The organism is Enterobacter sp. Acro-832, assembly GCF_011752745.1.
Classification (GTDB): Bacteria; Pseudomonadota; Gammaproteobacteria; order Enterobacterales; family Enterobacteriaceae; genus Enterobacter; species Enterobacter quasiroggenkampii.
The window spans coordinates 49324-67893 of record NZ_VWWX01000005.1 but is presented as its reverse complement, the minus strand read 5'-3'; the positions used below and the strand labels follow the sequence as shown (position 1 = coordinate 67893).

At 55.5% G+C, this 18570-nt stretch carries 17 protein-coding genes; 9 read left to right on the top strand and 8 right to left on the bottom strand.

Translation table 11 applies throughout. The annotated features are described in order from the left end of the window. Positions 1-80: 80 nt before the first annotated feature. The 6 genes from tauD to mmuP form a co-directional block, all read right to left on the bottom strand. Positions 81-929 carry a taurine dioxygenase gene (gene tauD / locus F3J31_RS17520; protein ID WP_045909818.1) on the bottom strand — a complete coding sequence of 283 codons (849 nt, stop codon included), beginning with the start codon at positions 927-929 and terminating at the stop codon, positions 81-83. Further along, a complete protein-coding gene (tauC, locus tag F3J31_RS17515) occupies positions 926-1753 on the bottom strand; it encodes a taurine ABC transporter permease TauC (protein WP_021241690.1) in 828 nt (275 codons plus the stop codon). The genes tauD and tauC overlap by 4 nt, the downstream gene beginning before the upstream one ends. Next, complete coding sequence (tauB, locus tag F3J31_RS17510) at positions 1750-2517, bottom strand: taurine ABC transporter ATP-binding subunit (RefSeq protein WP_167214428.1); 768 nt, start codon at positions 2515-2517, stop codon at positions 1750-1752. Before tauB ends, tauC begins: the two co-directional genes overlap by 4 nt. 10 nt (positions 2518-2527) lie before the next feature. Continuing rightward, entirely contained in the window at positions 2528-3490 is a 963-nt protein-coding gene (tauA, locus tag F3J31_RS17505) for a taurine ABC transporter substrate-binding protein (protein WP_167214425.1), read from the bottom strand. Between the two features lie 223 nt (positions 3491-3713). Continuing rightward, entirely contained in the window at positions 3714-4646 is a 933-nt protein-coding gene (gene mmuM, locus F3J31_RS17500; protein ID WP_167214422.1) for a homocysteine S-methyltransferase, read from the bottom strand. Beyond that, a complete protein-coding gene (mmuP, locus tag F3J31_RS17495; RefSeq protein ID WP_008503244.1) occupies positions 4633-6033 on the bottom strand; it encodes an S-methylmethionine permease in 1401 nt (466 codons plus the stop codon). Before mmuP ends, mmuM begins: the two co-directional genes overlap by 14 nt. A gap of 363 nt (positions 6034-6396) precedes the next feature. On the opposite strand from mmuP, the gene F3J31_RS17490 reads away from it, so the two are divergent. Continuing rightward, positions 6397-7506, top strand: coding sequence for an AI-2E family transporter (locus F3J31_RS17490; protein ID WP_167214419.1), 1110 nt, complete (start codon positions 6397-6399; stop codon positions 7504-7506). Between the two features lie 120 nt (positions 7507-7626). Beyond that, positions 7627-9411, top strand: coding sequence for a diguanylate cyclase (locus F3J31_RS17485; RefSeq protein WP_167214416.1), 1785 nt, complete (start codon positions 7627-7629; stop codon positions 9409-9411). A 31-nt stretch (positions 9412-9442) separates the two neighbouring features. Here F3J31_RS17485 and F3J31_RS17480 read toward each other — a convergent pair whose 3' ends face one another. Together F3J31_RS17480 and F3J31_RS17475 are read right to left on the bottom strand one after the other, a co-directional pair. Further along, positions 9443-9952: a hypothetical protein gene (locus tag F3J31_RS17480; protein WP_167214413.1), complete on the bottom strand. Its 510-nt coding sequence runs from the start codon at positions 9950-9952 to the stop codon at positions 9443-9445. Positions 9953-9968: 16 nt separating this feature from the next. Next, entirely contained in the window at positions 9969-10868 is a 900-nt protein-coding gene (locus tag F3J31_RS17475; RefSeq protein ID WP_045909824.1) for a LysR family transcriptional regulator, read from the bottom strand. Between the two features lie 109 nt (positions 10869-10977). On the opposite strand from F3J31_RS17475, the gene F3J31_RS17470 reads away from it, so the two are divergent. From F3J31_RS17470 to catA, 7 genes are all read left to right on the top strand, one after another. Continuing rightward, a complete protein-coding gene (locus F3J31_RS17470) occupies positions 10978-12183 on the top strand; it encodes an L-dopachrome tautomerase-related protein (RefSeq protein WP_167214410.1) in 1206 nt (401 codons plus the stop codon). A gap of 217 nt (positions 12184-12400) precedes the next feature. Continuing rightward, the gene (locus tag F3J31_RS17465; RefSeq protein WP_167214407.1) at positions 12401-13012 is read left to right on the top strand and encodes a flavin reductase; all 612 of its coding nucleotides are present in this window, start codon (positions 12401-12403) and stop codon (positions 13010-13012) included. A gap of 162 nt (positions 13013-13174) precedes the next feature. Then, the gene (locus F3J31_RS17460; protein ID WP_167214404.1) at positions 13175-14248 is read left to right on the top strand and encodes a catalase family peroxidase; all 1074 of its coding nucleotides are present in this window, start codon (positions 13175-13177) and stop codon (positions 14246-14248) included. Then, positions 14245-14832, top strand: coding sequence for a cytochrome b (locus F3J31_RS17455; protein ID WP_167214402.1), 588 nt, complete (start codon positions 14245-14247; stop codon positions 14830-14832). The genes F3J31_RS17460 and F3J31_RS17455 overlap by 4 nt, the downstream gene beginning before the upstream one ends. 400 nt (positions 14833-15232) lie before the next feature. Continuing rightward, positions 15233-15727: a molybdopterin-dependent oxidoreductase gene (locus F3J31_RS17450; protein ID WP_024909477.1), complete on the top strand. Its 495-nt coding sequence runs from the start codon at positions 15233-15235 to the stop codon at positions 15725-15727. Positions 15728-15744: 17 nt separating this feature from the next. Then, the gene (locus F3J31_RS17445) at positions 15745-17676 is read left to right on the top strand and encodes a GGDEF domain-containing phosphodiesterase (protein ID WP_167214399.1); all 1932 of its coding nucleotides are present in this window, start codon (positions 15745-15747) and stop codon (positions 17674-17676) included. Positions 17677-17739: 63 nt separating this feature from the next. Beyond that, positions 17740-18417: a type A chloramphenicol O-acetyltransferase gene (gene catA / locus F3J31_RS17440; RefSeq protein ID WP_167214396.1), complete on the top strand. Its 678-nt coding sequence runs from the start codon at positions 17740-17742 to the stop codon at positions 18415-18417. The last annotated feature ends 153 nt before the right edge of the window (positions 18418-18570 follow it).

Sequence of the window (18570 nt, the reverse complement as noted above, 5' to 3'; positions counted from 1 at the left end):
AAGGCGTAGCCGCCACCCGGCAATTGTGCACCGTTTTCGCCGGGTGGCGCTGCGCTTACCCGGCCTACGGGAGCGACGGGTTAAGGACGGTAAAACGGCTTATCGCCCAAAATCGTCGCCCGCTGCATAATCCGGCGCTGCGGCAGATAGTCCGCATTGGCATAATGCTGCGTCACGCGGTTATCCCAGATCGCCAGATCGTTCTCCTGCCAGCGCCAGCGCACCTGGAACTCCGGTTTGGTGATATGCGCAAACAGGAAACCTAACAGCGCCTCACTCTCTTTTTCCGTCACGTCCACGATGCGCGTGGTGAACCCTTCGTTCACAAACAGCGCCTGTTTGCCCGTCACCGGATGGGTCCGCACCACCGGGTGCAGCAGCGGAGGATGTTTCGCCACAGCCTCCTGCCAGCGCTGATGTTCCTCTTCCGTTTTACGGTACTTGTACTCCGGGAACGATTTTTTGAAGTCGTGCTCCGCCCGCAGCCCGCTCAGCAGCGTCCGAAGCGGCGCGGAGAGCGCCTCATACGCCGCAATCCCGCTGGCCCACAGCGTATCGCCCCCCGTCTCCGGCAGCCGTTTCGCCGCCAGAATCGCCCCCGCAGGCGGCGTGTCGATGAAGGTCACATCGGTATGCCAGTTATCATTATCCGGCGGGTTATCATTGTGGGTGTCGAGGACGATAATCTCCTCCACCCCTTCCGCATGCGGATAGACCGGGTGGATATGCAGATCGCCAAAGCGCAGGGCCAGCGCGCGCTGCTGCTGCGGGGTGATCGCCTGCTCGCGCAGGAACACCACCTGATGGCGCAGCACCGCGTGGTACAGCTGCTCAAACTGGTTATCGCTCAGCGGACGGGTCACATCCAGGCCCGACACCTGTGCACCAATGTACGGCCCCAGCGGGGTGATGGTCAGACGTTCACTCATTGTATTTCTCCATGCCAGGGCGTCAGACGGCGCTGTAACGCGCGCAGCCCCAGTTCTAATCCGAAGGCGATCGCGGCGATCACCGCGATCCCTGCCAGCACCACGTCAGTCGCCAGGAACTCTCCCGCCGACTGCACCATAAACCCAAGGCCGCGCGTGGCCGCAATCAGCTCCGCCGCCACCAGCGTGGACCAGCCCACGCCGAGGCCGATGCGCAGCCCGGTTAAAATCTCTGGCAGTGCGCCCGGTAAAATCACGAACAGCAGCACCTGCGTACGGCTAGCCCCCAGCGACTGCGCCGCGCGGATCCGCACCTGCTGGGCGCTCTTCACGCCCGCCAGCGCCGACATGGCCACCGGGGCGAAAATCGCCAGATAGATCAGCAGGATTTTTGACGTTTCACCGATGCCGAACCAGATCACCATCAGCGGCAGATAGGCCAGCGGCGGGACCGGGCGGTAAAGCTCAATCAGCGGGTCGAGGATGCCGCGCACCGTCGGGCTCAGCCCCATCGCAATCCCCACGGGAATGCCGATAATCACCGCCGCCAGCAGCGCCACCAGAATGCGCGCCAGGCTGGCACCTAAGTGCTGCCAGAGCGTGGCATCCATAAAGCCCTGCGGCCCGGCGATGGTAATGAGTTTGGTCAGCACCTGTCCCGGCGGTGGCAGAAACAGCGGGCTGACCCACTGCAGGGCAGCAACTGCCCACCACACCGCCAGCAGTACCAGCAGCGTGCCGACGCTCAACGTGATGTGACGTGAGAAAGGCCAGCGCAGCGCCAGACGCGTGCGGCGCGTTTTTTCACTGAAGACGATGCTCATGAGAAGGCCTCCCGCTGTTCAAACACGCGGCTTAAAACGTACTCACGCTGTTCGATAAACAGCGGATCGGATTTGATGCTGCGCACGGGTTCCCCCGCGACGTAGCGGCGGGCGAATTCCAGCGGCAAGCGCTCCAGCACGCGACCCGGCCCCGGCGAGAGCAGCACCAGCTCGGTGGCCATAAATACCGCCTCTTCGATATCGTGGGTAATCAACAGCACCTGCTTGCCCGTCTCATGCCAGAGGCGCAACAGCAGGGTTTGCATCTGCTCGCGGGTGAAGGCGTCGAGCGCCCCGAACGGCTCGTCCAACAGCAACAGCTGCGGATTCGCTGCCAGCGCGCGGGCAATCCCGACACGCTGTCGCTGGCCGCCGGAAAGCTGCCAGATATAGCGTTTTCCCGCGCCTTCCAGCCCCACTTTTTTCAGCATCGCCCGCGCCGTTTCCAGCCGCTGTTCACGATTGATGCCCGCAAGCTGCAGCCCAAACGCCACGTTTTCCTGCACGTTGCGCCACGGGAGCAGGCCTTCATTCTGGAAGACCACGCCGCGCTCGGCGCCGGGGCCTTCCACCTTTTTGCCTTCCAGTTGAATGGAGCCATGCTGATAAGGGACAAACCCGGCGATCAGATTTAGCAGCGTGGTTTTTCCGCATCCGGACGGACCCAGCACCACCAGCAGTTCAGCGCTGTCCAGCGTCAGGTTGATCTCCTCCAGCGCGGGTTTGCCACCGTAATCAGCAGACAGATTTGTAATATTCAGCATGGCGGACTCCTTATTTCACAAAACGATCGGTCACGTACTGGCTGTAATCCGTCGCTACCGCGGGCACTTTGCCCTGCTCTTTCAGGAAGGTGGCGGTATCAACAATCGCTTTGTTTACCGGCCCGGTCAGTTGCTGCACCTGCTGCGCGGGGGTCAGATAGGTATTGCCCTTCACCAGCCCCGGCACGTCCGCTTCCGGCACGCCGCTCAGGCGGGAAAGTTTTTCCAGGTTGGCGGGCTGCTTCAGCCATTCATCCGGGTTACTGATGTACGGCTGCTGGGCGTCAATCGCGCTTTTCGCGAAGGCTTTCACCACCTCAGGATGTTTCTCGGCGAAGTCTTTACGCACGACCCACACGTCGAGCGTTGGCGCGCCCCACTGACCCACTTTTTCGGAGTCGGTCAGCACGGTGCCGTCTTTTTCCAGTTCATTCACGGCCGGTGCCCACACATAGGCCCCGTCAATGTCGCCGCGCTGCCAGGCCGCAATAATCGCCGGCGGCTGGAGGTTGATAATTTGTACCTGCCCCGGCTTGATGCCCCAGTGTTTCAGCGCTGCCAGCAGGCTGTAGTGGGTGGTGGAGATAAACGGCACGGCGATGCGTTTGCCGATCAGGTCTTCCGGCTTGGTGATGTTTTTCTTCACCACCAGCGCTTCAGAGTTACCGAGCTGCGAGGCGAGCAGGAACACCTCTATCGGCACCTGCTGGCTGGCCGCAACCGCCAGCGGGCTGGAACCGATATTGCCGATCTGCACGTCGCCGGAGGCTAACGCACGCACCACGGACGCGCCGCTGTCGAACTTGCGCCAGTCAACGTTTGCGCCGCTCTCTTTGGCAAAGGTGTTATCCGCCTGCGCGACTTTCGCCGGTTCCGCAGAAGTTTGATACGCGACGGTGACGTCCACCGCCTGCGCCTGAAATGCCCACAGCGCCAGTGCGCCGAGTAGTGTGATTCGCGATGAAATTGCCATAGTACCTGCTCCCCTTGTTGTTATGAGGGCAGTATTTCCAACGCGGGAATTTTGATAAAGGAATAAAAATGAATCGCTCATAACGATTCGTTTTTAGATAAAAAGCGGGAAAGGATAGTTGGTTTTGTGCGTTTGTTTATGCCGGGTGGCGCTACGCTTACCCGGCCTACACATTGTGCGATCCGTAGGCCGGGTAAGGCGCAGCCGCCACCCGGCAAAAAACTCAGCGCTTCGCGTTAAGCTCAGCAATATCCTTTGGCGTAGTGCGACAGCAGCCGCCAATCAGCTTCGCGCCGGCGTCCAGCCACTGGGGCAGATACCCCGCCAGCGTCTCGCACGCTTCGCCGTGGTGGTGCCAGGTTTTGGTCACCGCATCATAATGCTCGCCCGAGTTCGGGTAGACCACCAGCGGCAGCGGCGTCAGGCTTTGCAGGTGCTTCAGTGCCGCCGTGGTGTTTTCCAGCGCGATACAGTTAATGCCCAGCGCGACGATATGCGGAGAGTCGGCCAGCGCGCTGACTACGTCACGCAGCGGCGTGCCGTCGCTCAGGTGTTCGCTGTCACGCAGGGTAAAGGAGAACCACGCCCGGGCGCGGGGATACCCGGCCAGAAGGGTCGCCAGCGCCTTAATCTCGGCAAAAGACGGCAGCGTTTCGCAGGCCAGCAGGTCAGCGCCCGCATCCAGCAGCGCTTCCACGCGCGGACGGTGGAAGTCGGTGAAGGCTTCCGCACTGCGCACGTAGTCGCCGCGATACTCTGAGCCATCCGCCAGATAGGCACCATACGGTCCAACGGATCCCGCCACCAGCAGCGTGCCCGCATGTGGATTTTCAGCCAGATACGCTTCACGTGCCTTACGCGCCAGCTCCACGCTTCTGCCAATCAGCGCCCGGGACTGCGCCTCGTCCAGGCCGCGCGCCGCAAAACCCGCAGGCGTGGCCTGATAGCTGGCGGTGATCGCCACCTGCGCACCTGCGCGGTAATAATCAAGATGCACTTCGCGGATAAGCTCCGGGTTTTCCATCAGCACTTTGGCAGACCAGAGGTTGTCTACCAGGTTACAGCCGCGCGCTTCCAGCTCCGTCGCCATCGCGCCATCCAGCACCACAAACGGCTGCTTTTCAAGGAGGGCGGTAAGCGGATTATTCTGCGACATGTTCGGGCTCCTGCGATGTCATATTTCGGGTCAGATAGTAGGCACCATAACACAGGGCGACAAACGGAATCCCGCAATAAAGGGCAATGCGCTGGCTTGGGTCAAACCACAGGCCGACACAAGCCACCACGCAGAGGATAAAACCGAGTACCGGCACCAGCGGATACCACGGCGCGCGGTACTGCAGTGCAGAGAGCGGTTGCCCGGACTGCAGATGGCGACGACGGAAAACGAAGTGCGACGCGCAAATGCTGATCCAGACGGCCACCACCGCAAAGCCAGAAATCGCCGAGAGCGCGACAAACACCGTGTCAGGCGCCACGACGCTTGAGAACAGCGCCAGAACGCCCCCGAGCATAGAAACCGACAGCGCCGTCAGCGGCACGCCGTTTTTGTTCACGCGGGCAAAGCAGCGCGGGAGCGTTTTCTCATTAGAGAGCGACCACAGCATGCGCCCGGAGGCGTACAGCCCGGAGTTCGCCGCCGAGAGGATCGCCGTCAGGATCACGAAGTTAAAAATATCCGCCGCGTAAGGAATACCGACCTTTTCAAACACCAGCACGAACGGGCTCTTTTCCACGCCCGCCTGCTGCATCGGGATCAGCGCCGCCAGCACAAACACGGTGCCGATAAAGAAGATGATCAGGCGCGCAATGGTGGTACGGATCGCGACCGGAATCACCTTGTGCGGATTTTCCGTTTCCCCTGCGGCGATACCGATAAGCTCGGTCCCGGAGAAGGCAAAGTTCACCGCCACCATGGTCATCAGGATCGGCAGGCCGCCGTGCGGGAACCAGCCCTCGGCGGTGATGTTGCTTAAGCCCGGCGCGGGTGAACCGTCCTGCATCGGGATAAAGCCAAAGACCGCCGCGCCGCCAAGAATAATAAAGGCGATAATGGTGATGACCTTCACCAGGGAGAACCAGAATTCACCTTCCGCAAAAAAGCGCGTTGAGATGACGTTCAGGCCAAAAATCACCACGCAGAAGACCACGCACCACGCCCAAACGGGCACCTGCGGGAACCAGTACTGCATGCAGAACCCGGCGGCGGTAAAGCTCGACCCGAGCGCCACCGTCCAGGTGAGCCAGTAGAGCCACGCCACGGTGTAGCCCGTCGCTGGGCCAAGATAACGCGCGGCATAGACGTGGAACGCGCCGGTTTCCGGCATCGCCACGGAGAGTTCGCCCAGACACTGCATCACCAGCCAGACCACCAGCGCGCCGATCAGGTACGCCAGCAGCGTGCCCGCCGCCCCGGTCGTGGAAATGATGTAGCCGGTATTGAAGAATAACCCTGTCCCAATCACGCCACCCAGCGAGAGCATGATCAGGTGGCGTGTTTTCATGGTGCGCTTAAGCTGCCCATTTTCTTGTTGTGTTTGCATATTACCTTCTATACGTATGGACATCTAAACATCCAAAGAAGGTGTGTTATACCGCGATTGTTAATAAAAAGCTAGATGACCAGACGCAAACGGGCGCGCCGCGCACTGAGTCTGGGGTGGGTTGTGAGGATGACATAGAGAATCGGACGCCAGGCCATAAGCACCTCCGCAAGCAGATACTTACAGCATGGTGCGGGAAAAGGCGATCTTCGGTCAGTCGAAAGTGGTATCCGTAAAGCGCGAAGTCATACCGTAACACTGCCCGCAGGACGGGTAAGGCGCAGCCGCCACCCGGCGCAAGGTTGGTAATTCTCACAATCGGTTCTATAGTCGTCACAGTTTCTTAGTAACCAGGACTGACTGATGCGCTTTAACGGACTGACTAAAGGTTTCTTTATTTTCATTCTCGCCCTTGTGACCTGGGCCTTCTTCGACGTGCTGTCGCCCTACTTCTCCGCGATACTGTGGGCCGCCATTCTGACCGTTATCTTCAACCCGGTAAAAAACAAGCTGCGCACCGCGCTGGGGGAGCGCAACGGGCTGGCCTCGCTGTTGACCATCGGTATTATCTGCCTGATCGTCTTTATTCCGCTGATGGTGATCCTCTCCTCGCTCGCCATTGAGCTGAATGTGGTTTACACCAAACTGCAGGAGAACAATACCCAGTTCCCGGAAGTGGTGGCGAGCATCTTCAACCACCTGCCTGACTGGGCCAGCGGCTTCCTCGCGGATCACAACCTGACCAACGCGGCGCAGATCCAGAAAAAACTCTCCGATGTCGCCCTGCAGGGCGGACAGTATCTCGCCGGCAGCGCGTTCCTGATCGGCAAAGGCACGTTTGGCTTTGCGATTAGCTTCGGCATCATGCTGTATCTGCTGTTCTTCCTGCTGAAAGACGGCCCGTATCTGGTACGCCAGATCCTCGACTCCCTGCCCCTGTCCGACTTCGCCAAGCAGCACCTGTTCGCCAAATTCGTCGGCGTGTCGCGCGCTACGGTAAAAGGGACGGCGGCGGTGGCCGTGGTTCAGGGCATCCTCGGCGGGATTGCTTTTGCCATTGCCGGTATCGACGGCAGCGTGCTCTGGGGCGCACTGATGGCGTTCCTTTCCCTCGTGCCCGCCATCGGCTCGGCGATTGTCTGGGTGCCCGCCGCTATCTTCCTCTTCGCCACGCACCAGATCTGGCAGGGGCTGTTTATTGTCGGCTTCTTCGTGATCGTCGTCGGGCTGGTGGACAACATCCTGCGCCCGCTGCTGGTGGGGAAAGACACCAAAATGCCGGACTACCTGATTCTGATCTCCACCCTCGGCGGCATGGAGCTGTACGGCATTAACGGCTTTGTGATCGGGCCGCTCATCGCCGCGCTGTTTATCGCCTGCTGGAACCTCTTCTCCGGACGAGATCACGAAGGCAACGCCGAAGAGCTGGACGCGGATTTCATCGAAGAAGGAAAAAATCCTCCAGATTTGTAAGGACGTGACGATAAAGACCACACCAGGCGGCACTGTGCCGCCTTTTTTTTACGCCTTAAATCAAACGTTTTCTATAATTTGAAGAACGCCATCCTACTCATGTCGTAAAAGGATCATCTGGTGCGAATCGCGACGATAACAAACTGGGCCTATGGTGCCACGGTCTGCCTGACCATCGCCTCCGGCATTATCATGCTGTTGGCATCCAATGCTGACACGGCAGAGCGTCAAGCCGTTGAACAGCGACAGCGATTTGATCAGCTCCCAGAGGATGTTGAGACAGACGCCTGGGCACAGTCCGATTTAGCACGCCTCTATGTCATCAAAAAAGATCCGCAGACGTTAAAGGAATACAATAAGTCAGAGAATAACCTTAAGAACATTGAGATACGGCTGGAAAAACTGCGGGACAACGGCGCATCAGATGATGAGCTCTCCCTGCTGCGCGAAGGCATAAAAATCATCGATGAGCTGCAGGACGAACAGCAAACCGCCCTCGCCAGCCTGGAACGCGGTGAAGACGCCCAGGCCGTTGCCTTGCTCTATGGTCAGCCCTATGAGCAGGAGCTGGATCGCGCACAGAATCAGATCGATCACTTTCGCCAGATACTCGACAAGCGCGTTATCGGCTCCGTAAAAGATGCGACAAAAAAATCGAAAGCGCTGCGTACCGCCTCTGAGCTGACGGTCGGCCTGACCGCCCTGCTGTTCCTGTTTGTGCTCGGCTTTATATTAAAGCGCCGCGTGCTGCGTCCCGTGGTGCGCCTGAGCGACGTGGTGCACCGCCTGGCATCCCAGGATTACGCGGTTGAAACGCCCAATTTCAACCAGATTGATGAGATAGGCGATATGGCTCAGGCCATCAGCATCTTCCGTGAAAACGGCCTGGCGCGGCAGCGTCTGGAAAAAGAGCGCGATGCCGACTGGGCCATCCGCGAGCTGCTGGCGCGCATGACCCAGCGGCTGCAGGGCTGTGAGAACTTTAACGATGTGATTAACGTGGCGGAGCTGTTTGCCCCCAATATCGCGCCGGGGATCGCGGGCCGACTCTACGTCCTTGACCGCGAGCCGTGGCAGATGCGCTGCGTCGCGCAATGGCTTTCGCCGATTGGTGAAGAGACGACGTTCCACCCGGACGAGTGCTGGGCCGTGCGTCGCGGGCAGAGTCACCCGCCGGTGAACGGCGAGCCGGATATTGCCTGCTACCATCTTCCGGCATCCCAGGCGGAAAGCGCGCTTTGCGTGCCGCTGATCGCTCAGGGTGAGGCCATTGGCCTGCTCTCCTTCCAGAATATCACGGCGGATAATGCCCCATCCCGCGCGTATCTGGAACTGATGGCCGAGGCGCTCGGGCTGGCGCTGGCCAACCAGCGTCTGCGCGACGCGTTGCTGGAAAAAGCGTTGTTTGACCCGCTCACCGGCCTGCGTAACCGTCATCATCTGGAAGATACCCTGCAAACCCAAACGGCACAGGCGATACGCACTGGCGTACCGTTAAGCTGCATGATGATTGATATCGACCACTTCAAGAGCATTAATGACCGTTTCGGCCATGAAGCGGGCGATCTGGTGATCAAAAGCGTGGCGTCAATTGTTCAGCGCGCCGCACATGACAACGGGCTGGCATTCCGCTACGGCGGCGAGGAGTTTCTGGTGCTGCTTTCCGGTGCCGATGAAGCAGAAGCGTACGCCTGCGCGCAGAAGATTTACACCGGCGTGCATGAGCTGTCGCTTCGCTACGGGCTGACCGAGATTGGGCCGGTGGACGTGTCGATTGGCATTGCCAGCTACCCACAACATGCCCAGACCGACAACCTGCTGCGCGCTGCGGATGTGGCGCTATACCGGGCAAAAGAGCTGGGACGCGCGCGGATTGTGAGTTTTGGGATGCTGGAGGCGGGCTGACGCTGATTCTCTCGCCCTGACTTTCCCCGATTCAGGCGCGCGTGATAGCCCAAAGCACGACAATCCCCAGGGCGTTGCTCCGCTTTTCCACATACAGGGTGGTATCGGAATAAACGTTACCCTGCGGGTTACAGATGCGGATCTCTTTCTTTAATTCCGGCTCGTAGACTTCCGCACCCGAGCAGGTGTGGCGGGTACTGGACTCATACCGGTAAGGTTTGCTCCAGGCCGAATAGTCCCCCTCCAGCAGCCAGGCCGTTGTAAAGACCGCGAACATGGCAACCGGCAGGCTGCAAATAAAGAAGCCGAGGTAGATTTTTACCGCGTCAGCAAGGCGCTTAACTTTCAGTCTCCCCTTTCTGATGAAAGAGACCATCGGCACCAGCGCCAGCAGCAACGCCCCACAGGCAAGGTACTGCTCCCCGCGGATCGAAAGGTATGTCACGCGGTAAATGTTGACTGACCAGACCACAAAAGCCGATATCAGTGCTATCCCGCCCGCGATGAGAGGGATCCAAAAGGAAAAACGCGCTTTTTTCATGGTGGACTCGTCCTTGTCATTCTTGTCGGGTCAGAAGGTCAATCATTGCCCGGGTGGCTGCTGACTGACGTCGGTGCGGGGCAAACAGCACGGAGAAAGGTCGCGATCGTCCCCGAAGGTGCGGCAGCACCTCAACTAACTGGCCGCCCTGTATTCTGTCGCGGACGATAAATTCATAGCTTTGGCAGATCCCCATCCCCTGCTCCGCCAGCGAAACCACGCCGAGTACATCGTCTGATATTTCGATAGCTGAACCCGGCATCCAGTCAATATCGCGCCCTTCATCATGAAATACCCAGGGGGCGATACGCCCGGTGCGCGGCATGATAAACGGCAGGCACTGATGGCGCTGCAGCTCTTCCAGCGTCTGAGGCTTTCCTCTCCGATGCAGGTAGTCCGGGGAGGCGACCAGGAGCAATGACGCGTCTTCCAGCTTACGCGCCACAAGTCCACTGTCAGGCAACTGTCCCAGACGGATCGCCAGATCGAACCCCTCTGCGATCAGGTCAACGTTGCGATTGGTAATGTTCAGCTCCACCTGTACGCGTGGGTAGCGTTGATTATAATGCGCCAGCAGCGGCGGCAGGCGGTAGTGGGCATAGGTGGTTGGGACACTCATTCTCACGCGACCGGTCAGATCGCCCTCCTGACCCCGGCCAACGCGTTCGGCGTCATCGAGCAGAGAAAACGCAGAACGCGCCTGCTCAAGATAGACGCGTCCGGCTTCAGTCAGCCCCACCCGGCGGGTCGTGCGCTGTAACAGTTGCCGTCCAAGACGCGCTTCCAGACGGGTGACCGCGCGGCTCAGTACCGAAGGGGTGGTTGAAAGGGCAACCGCTGCGGCAGTAAACGAGCCGTGCTCAACCACAGCAATGAAGACTTCTACGTCGCCGAGGTAATCGAATTTCCGGCTCATTTTGCTCTCTCAGGAACAAATGTTTTTCAATTTGGCTAATTTATCTCCCGTTGGGCGATGAGTAAAGTGGCCAGCATTCATCACCTGAACGCGCTACTGGAGCCTGTCAATGTTCAACCGCCCCCTTATTCTGCCCGCCATCGCAATGGCGGCGTTGTTCGCTTTCCCGAGTGTTGTCAACGCGGCGAACCACCCGCCTCTGGAGCGCTGGCGAAGCTATGCCGGTGTGAGCTGGGATACCGCTCAAGACGGGAAGATTCCTGCGACGTTTTCCGGTTCGGTCAATGCACCTATTGCAGGTATCCACTTTGATGCAATGGACCGGGCCTTTGTCAGCACGCCCCGGCTGGTTTCCGCCGCAGCACCCGCCACGTTAAGCATTCTGGATACGACGGCGCAGTCTGGCCCTGCCCGCCTGACGGCGTTTCCCTCCCGCGAGGGGAATGCGGTGAACACCGATCCCGCTCAGAGCCTGCGGAACGTGCTCGGTTTTTATATTGACCGTAAAAACGGCTGGCTATGGGCACTGGACATGGGGTTTGTTGCAGGCGAAACAGAGTCCCCCACGGGGGCGCAGAAACTGGTCGTACTGGATCTCCGCTCTGGCCGCACCATCAAACGTATCGCCCTGGACGACGTAGCGGACCGCAAGGCCAGCTTTCTTAATGATGTGGTGGTCGATGAGAACCGCCGTGTCGCCTATATCTCCGACAGCGGCTCGCGGAGTGCGCCTGAAAACCAGGTGGGACTAATTATCGTCGATTTCGCTACCGGTACAGCCCGGCGCGTGCTCGATCGTCATCCTGCGCTGCAGATTGAGCCAGGCGTAAACGTCGTCTCGCACGGGGTTGAAGTCTGGCCTGGTAAACCATTACTGATTGGTATCAATGGTATTGCGCTTTCACCCGATGCGGGCACGCTGTACTGGACGGTGACAACCGGCACGCACGCCTATGCGGTACCAACTGCGATACTGAGGCAGCCTGCGTCAACCAATGCGCAAATTGCCGGGCAGATCCGCGATCTGGGTCGCGTGGGGGGCAACACCGACGGAATGGTGACAGATGTAAAAGGTAACCTCTACATTACCGATGTCACACGCAATGGTATCGTCAGATACGATCCTGAAACCCATTCCATGTCGCTGATTGCGGCAAGCGAAGAGGTGCGCTGGCCAGACACGCCGGCAATCCGTCCGAACGGAGACCTGGTATTTACCTCGAGTCGCCTCAATGACCACTTCGCGGGAGCCGTTAAACCCGGAGAAGAACGCTATGATTTGTGGCGCTTGCGTCTCGATGCTTTACAAAAATAAGGGCAAGTAAACCAGGAGACCTGCATATATGGGCTCATAATTTCACACGTTCTTATTTCCTTAAAGGCTGAACGTGATGTCTTCCCCCTGCTCAGAAAGAAGTGGTTAACATTGCGCTCCTGGAAATTCCGTGAGGCGCGTTTTACTTCGCGCTTCACCGAAGTAACGCACGTTTGCACAACGTAGACTGGGCCTTCGTTAATCAGAGGATGATAAAATGAAAACCCAGCAGGTCGATTTTGCTTCTTTATATTTTGGTACACCGGTCGCCATTATCTCCAGCCAAAATCATGACGGTTCAACCAACCTAAGCCCGGTCTCGTCGTGGTGGATCCTTGACCGGAATATCGTGTTCGGGCTAGGCACCGCTGGAAAATGTTATGAAAATATCACAGGTAACCCTGATATTGTTCTGAACATCCCGGACAGCAGGCTCTGGCAGAATATTGAAGCTATCGCAAATAAAACGGGAAAAGCATCGCCACCGGAATGGAAGAAAAAGAGGGGATATGTTTTTGAACAGGACAAATTTAGCTGCGGGAATTTCCATAAGGAAAAGGCGGTGACGATTAACTCGTTGAGAATTAAAGAGTGTCCTGTACAAATAGAGGCTAAGGTTGGCGGGATAGCGCCCCTGACCGGTTCGCAGGGGAACCTGGTGTCCGTTGATGCCACGATAACCTGCGTCCACATATCTCAGGCATTATTAATTCATACTCAGAGAGGAGTAAAATTTAATGTGGAGAAATGGAACCCCCTCTATTATCTATTTCGCCACTATTTCTCGCTGGGTCACCGACTCGGTCACAACTTCCGCCACGATGAGTAACCCGGTCTTTTTTGCAGCGGAAAGGTTTAAACTTTTCGTGATATTCTTTCTTTACGCCCCTTAGTTCCTATACTCGAGCCATATTCGCCACTGTATTAACACCTGTCACGCGCAATACATAGCGCATGACAGGTGAAGATATTTTGTTCTGGAAAAACGTCTATGTCGAAACTGGATTTGAGGTCAAAAAAAACCTGGGGCGCGCTGGCAGCGATCGCCGTTGTCGCCGGTACGCTGGCATCTGCTTTTGCATGGACGGCGGGCTGGCTTGGGTCACGCACGGTCAGCCAGGCACTGGTGGGTGAAACACCGAAACCCTTCCCACCGGGTTTTCGCCGCGCGCATGGAAAAGGCATCTGCTTTGCCGGCACCTTTACGCCAAACGGCTCGGCGGATTCCCTTTCAACCTCCCGCCTCTTCTCACAGCAGGAAGTGCCCGTAGTGGGTAGATTCTCTATTGGTACCGGCGATCCGCATGCCCCGGATAGTACGACCAAAACCCTGAGCATGGCGCTACTGCTAAAAACAGATGACAAGCAACAATGGCGGATGGCGATGAACAACGAGCCTTTCTTCGCCACGCACAGCCCGGAAGGTTTTCTGGCCTTGCGAAAAGCCACTGCTGTTGATGCAGCCACCGGCAAACCGGATCCGCAGCGTCTCAAAGACTTTTTAAAAGCGTACCCGGAGGCGGAGAAATACCTTAAATGGGCGGCACAAAAACCCGCACCCGGCAGCTTCGCAGGCGCGACGTTTTACAGCATTAACGCCTTTTACCTTGTGAACGCGCAGGGGGAACGTCAAGCCGTTCGCTGGATGATGCGTCCGCACGAGCCTTTCCTGTCGATAAGCGATGAGCAACGGCAGAAAGCCGATGACAACTTCCTGTTCGAAAACCTGCGTCAGCGCCTGGCGCAGAAGCCACTCTACTGGGATTACGTTTTGCAGCTCGCACAGCCGGGCGATCCGGTGGATGACCCTTCCCAGCCATGGCCGGACGATCGCAAAAAGATGGTGGCCGGTAAGCTGGAAGTGACGCGCGTCGAAGCACAATCCACAGGCGCGTGCCGCGATGTTAACTTTGACCCTTCTGTCGTTCCTGCAGGCGTTGCGGTGTCTGGTGATCCCATTTTAAACGCCCGCTCCGCGGCCTACTCCCACTCTTTCAGCCGCCGTGAACGGGAAATCGGCTACGGCAAGGCCACCGAAGCCGTGCAAAAGCAGGAGGTAAAATGAGCTCAAATAAAGACAGGCGAGAGCACGCGCCGCAGCATTTCAATACCCTGGCGCGAAGCCTGCACTGGCTGATGGCGGTGATGATCCTGACCATGCTTTTCATCGGTGCCGCGATGATGACGTCGTTACATCACCGGATTTGGCTAATCGACCTCCACCGGCCGCTGGGGATCGCCATTTTACTGCTGGCACTGGTTCGTCTGGTCAACCGACTTCTGAGCCGGACGCCCCCACTTCCTGCCGATTTGCCCGTCTGGCAGGTGCTTGCCGCAAAGGCATCACACTGGATGCTGTATGGGTTAATGCTGGCAATGCCGCTGCTGGGCTGGGCGCAACTGTCGGCAGCGGGCCTGCCAATTGTCATGTTTGATGGTGTCAACCTGCCGGCAATTGTCCCGACCAGTCCGGCACTCTTTGCCTGGTGTCACGACGCCCATAGCCTTCTGGCAAAGTTGCTTTTTGCCGTGGTGCTGGTCCATCTCTCTGCCGCACTCGTTCATGCGTGGATCTACCGAGACGCAGTGTTTGCCAGCATGGCGAAAGGGGGTAAGCCGGTGTCAGCCATCCGGGATGATCTGAAGTAAGGCAAGCGCCAGGGGACACGCACAATCAGAATGTTCGTGTCCTCGCTTATCATCGCCATCCTGAAACAGCGCACACAACCGGGGCGCGTATTTAGCCGCTAAATTCGCGCGCCAAAAAGCCACGGACACCCCACAATTATCGTGGAAGATAATATCTCTCAATTAAAACGATTATTTTTTAAACAGAAGAGCATTTATGCCCGCAATTTTAGCTTTTATCAAAAAGTTAAGCGTCGCTCGCGTATCAAACATCCTGACACCCGCAACACATAACTCATTGATTAAAATGACTTTACATCAATAAAAACGATAAAACCCCCTACTCCCCAACAAAATATATCAACTCGTGTGATATCTAAATTATAATTCTTATACTTCTGTTAAAAAGGTGGAGGTCAAAATGCGATTAACCCTACTGCTGTTATGCTGTCTGGTACAAAGTGTAACCTGGGCTGGCGACCTGCCAAAACCAGTTGGTAAACCCATTTTAACGATTTACGGTAATATAGAAAATACCAACGAAAATGGAAAAGCAGTGTTTGATCTCGCCAGCCTTGAAAAACTCGGAGTAGTGAGTTTCGAGACGACCTCCCCCTGGTATAACGGTCGTACGAAGTTTGAGGGTGTCCCCATGAGCAAGCTCATGGATTATGTGGGTGCAAAAGGTACGAACGTGAATGTTATTGCGCTCAATGATTACTCAACCGTCATCCCTCTCAGCGACTTTAAAAAATACAACGCCATCCTTGCCTTAAAGGTGAATGGCGAATATATGCGCATTCGCGATAAAGGCCCATCGTTCATTGTATACCCCTATGACAGTCTTCCTGAGTTGAATAATCAGATTTATTACTCACGATCAGCATGGCAGGTAAGCAAAATGAAGATTGAGTAGCCGTTCAGGAGAACATAATGAACAGGATACTGGTTGGTATCATTTTTTCTCTTTTTATCACGACAGGATATATTGCATACCTTGTTTATGATCGACAGCAGGAATTGCAAAAACTGACTCAATACACTGAGTCCTGGTCCGTGGCACAACTGGTATCAGAGTATTACCGTTTTGAATCATGGCTTGGTCTATACGCAACCGATACTGATGACGTTACGATAGACCAGGTCCGCATGCGCCTCGAAATTATGCTCAGTCAGGGCGATTTAATGAAGGGGGGCGATTTAGGTCGCTACATTGATAGCGATAAAACGCATCAGGAGCTCGCTTTACGCTTAGAAAAAATACTGGCCTATCTGGATAGTCATCTTGAAAAAATGAGCCATCCGGAGTTACAGGCGTACCTGACAAATATGCATGAGCTCGACGCACCGCTCAGCCAGCTGTCTGCAACGGCATTAACGAAAGATATTAATACGGTTAATGAATCCAACAACAAAATACAAATCCTGTATTATATTTATTCCGCACTTTCTTTGCTTCTGGTGATTTTAAGCTTTATTCTTGGCTTCTTAATGATCTACCAGAATAAAAACATCCTGAAAGCACACATGCAGGTTAAAAGCCTGGCTGATGAACTTCAAATATCAAAAGAAAAACTGCAAATTCAGAACTCAAAGCTGGAGTATGATGTTTATCATGACTCCCTCACCGGCATGAAAAACCGCCTTTTCTTCTGGGACGGTCTCAACAAAATTAATCTTCAGGCAGATAAAAACCACGTCCCCGTCACCGTGATGTTATTTGATTTAGACCGCTTCAAAGAGGTCAACGATACCTATGGCCATGATACGGGAGATTTGCTGCTGAATCAGGTATCCCGACGGCTGACCTCAATGAGCAGCGCAACGGATACGTTTTACCGTTTGGGCGGCGATGAATTCGCCCTTCTCTCCAGCGGACTCACGGAAACCGCCGCCGTTTCGCGCGCCAAAGAAATCAGCGATCACATCAGCCAACCCTATACGATTAATAACCAGCTGATAAAAATTGCCACCTGCGTGGGCATTGTTTTATCTGATAATGAACGACGCTCTGATTATCTTTATAAATTTGCCGATCTGGCGCTCTACGAGGCGAAAAAAGAAGGTTCGCAGCAGATCAAAGTCTTCCGGCAGTGGATGCTGCAAAGACTGCAGGAAAGCAGGACCCTTGAACATGATATGGCTCTGGCGATCGATCACAATGAATTCGTCGTGTATTACCAGCCTATTGTCGATTCATTCAGCAATGAAATTTACGGCTATGAAGCGCTTATTCGCTGGATACACCCGGTGAAAGGGATACTCGCGCCAGATTATTTTATTTCCGTCGCTGAAAAAACGGGAATGATCAATGAGATCGGCAAGTCGGTGCTTGAGATGGCCTGCCGGGAAGCGGTGTCCTGGGCGGTGCCGGCCAGGATCTCGGTGAACGTCTCACCCGTTCAGCTAGGCACGAAATCGTTTACCACGATGGTGCAGTCCATCCTGAAAGAGACGGGGCTACCGGCCAACCGACTCGAGTTAGAGGTAACAGAGTCTTCGCTCTTCAGTGACAGCAACATGCCGATCACTATTCTCAAAAAGCTCCGGGCACTGGGTGTCAAAATTTCCATCGATGATTTCGGAACGGGATATTCCTCGCTCTCACGACTGAGTGAACTTAATTTTGATAAAATTAAGATAGATAAATCCTTTGTGAATCCGATATCCACGCAGGATGATGCCCTTAATATCGTTAAATTGATTACCGGCATGGCGAAGAGCCTCAATATGCGGGTCATTGCAGAGGGTGTTGAAACCGAAGCACAGCTTGAACGTCTTCAGGCGCTTGGCTGCGATCTCGTGCAGGGATACCTGTTCGGAAAACCACAGGCTGAGATTGACAGGAAGATTAGATACGGTTGAAATGGTTGTGCGGTTTTTTCTGGCCCAAAATCACGTAGATGGTTGATAATCAAAGGTTAAACAATGAAAAAAACAGCCCCGGCCTATACGCCTGTTGATTTATCTCGTTGGCCAAGGAAGGAGCATTTTGAAGTCTTCCAGTCATTCGCTGAATGCACAATTAACCAAACCGTTCTGATCGACATTACCGCGCTGCGAAAACATATCAAAGCGGTGGGCTGGAAGTTTTACCCGACGATCATTTTTCTCCTGTCTAAAATCATGAACCGGCATCCTGAGTTCCGTATGGCCATGAAGGACAATGAGCTTGTCATATGGAATGAAGTTCATCCCAGCTACACCATTTTCCACCCTGAAACGGAGACGTTTTCGTCACTGTGGAGCCATTATGATGGCAACATTCATCACTTCCAGAACACGTATGCAGAAGATACGGCCCGCTATGGAAATAGCCTTTCTTACTGGCCGAAGGAAGAGTCCCGGGAAAATATCTTTTTCGTCTCGTCTATTCCGTGGGTAACGTTTACGAACTTTACGATGAACATTGCGCATATGAAGAACTTCTTTTCGCCTATGTTCACGTTTGGAAAATACTACGAACAGGATGGAAAAGTGCTGTTGCCGCTCGCGGTGCAGGTGCATCATTCGGTGTGCGATGGCTTCCATGTGGCAAGGATGTTTAATGAGTTGCAGGAGATGTGTGATGGTTTGTCGGGGCTGTCGGAGGAGAGGAATGGCTAATGCACTAAAATACTTTGATAGGTAGCTGGCAGCAAGGGATACTGTTAAAACGGCTGTCCGAAATGCATGTGCTACCATATGTTCTCAGTTTTATTACGATTCGAGGGAAAGAATTGGATATCTATACAGGTGGTAATCGCTTTTCTGGCTATT

Bases quoted from the DNA above. Each gene is read 5' to 3' on its own strand.
- tauD (WP_045909818.1), bottom strand. From the start codon at position 929: ATGAGTGAACGTCTGACCATCACCCCGCTGGGGCCGTACATTGGTGCA.
- tauC (WP_021241690.1), bottom strand. From the start codon at position 1,753: ATGAGCATCGTCTTCAGTGAAAAAACGCGCCGCACGCGTCTGGCGCTG.
- tauB (WP_167214428.1), bottom strand. From the start codon at position 2,517: ATGCTGAATATTACAAATCTGTCTGCTGATTACGGTGGCAAACCCGCG.
- tauA (WP_167214425.1), bottom strand. From the start codon at position 3,490: ATGGCAATTTCATCGCGAATCACACTACTCGGCGCACTGGCGCTGTGG.
- mmuM (WP_167214422.1), bottom strand. From the start codon at position 4,646: ATGTCGCAGAATAATCCGCTTACCGCCCTCCTTGAAAAGCAGCCGTTT.
- mmuP (WP_008503244.1), bottom strand. From the start codon at position 6,033: ATGCAAACACAACAAGAAAATGGGCAGCTTAAGCGCACCATGAAAACA.
- F3J31_RS17490 (WP_167214419.1), top strand. From the start codon at position 6,397: ATGCGCTTTAACGGACTGACTAAAGGTTTCTTTATTTTCATTCTCGCC.
- F3J31_RS17480 (WP_167214413.1), bottom strand. From the start codon at position 9,952: ATGAAAAAAGCGCGTTTTTCCTTTTGGATCCCTCTCATCGCGGGCGGG.
- F3J31_RS17475 (WP_045909824.1), bottom strand. From the start codon at position 10,868: ATGAGCCGGAAATTCGATTACCTCGGCGACGTAGAAGTCTTCATTGCT.
- F3J31_RS17470 (WP_167214410.1), top strand. From the start codon at position 10,978: ATGTTCAACCGCCCCCTTATTCTGCCCGCCATCGCAATGGCGGCGTTG.
- F3J31_RS17465 (WP_167214407.1), top strand. From the start codon at position 12,401: ATGAAAACCCAGCAGGTCGATTTTGCTTCTTTATATTTTGGTACACCG.
- F3J31_RS17460 (WP_167214404.1), top strand. From the start codon at position 13,175: ATGTCGAAACTGGATTTGAGGTCAAAAAAAACCTGGGGCGCGCTGGCA.
- F3J31_RS17455 (WP_167214402.1), top strand. From the start codon at position 14,245: ATGAGCTCAAATAAAGACAGGCGAGAGCACGCGCCGCAGCATTTCAAT.
- F3J31_RS17450 (WP_024909477.1), top strand. From the start codon at position 15,233: ATGCGATTAACCCTACTGCTGTTATGCTGTCTGGTACAAAGTGTAACC.
- F3J31_RS17445 (WP_167214399.1), top strand. From the start codon at position 15,745: ATGAACAGGATACTGGTTGGTATCATTTTTTCTCTTTTTATCACGACA.
- catA (WP_167214396.1), top strand. From the start codon at position 17,740: ATGAAAAAAACAGCCCCGGCCTATACGCCTGTTGATTTATCTCGTTGG.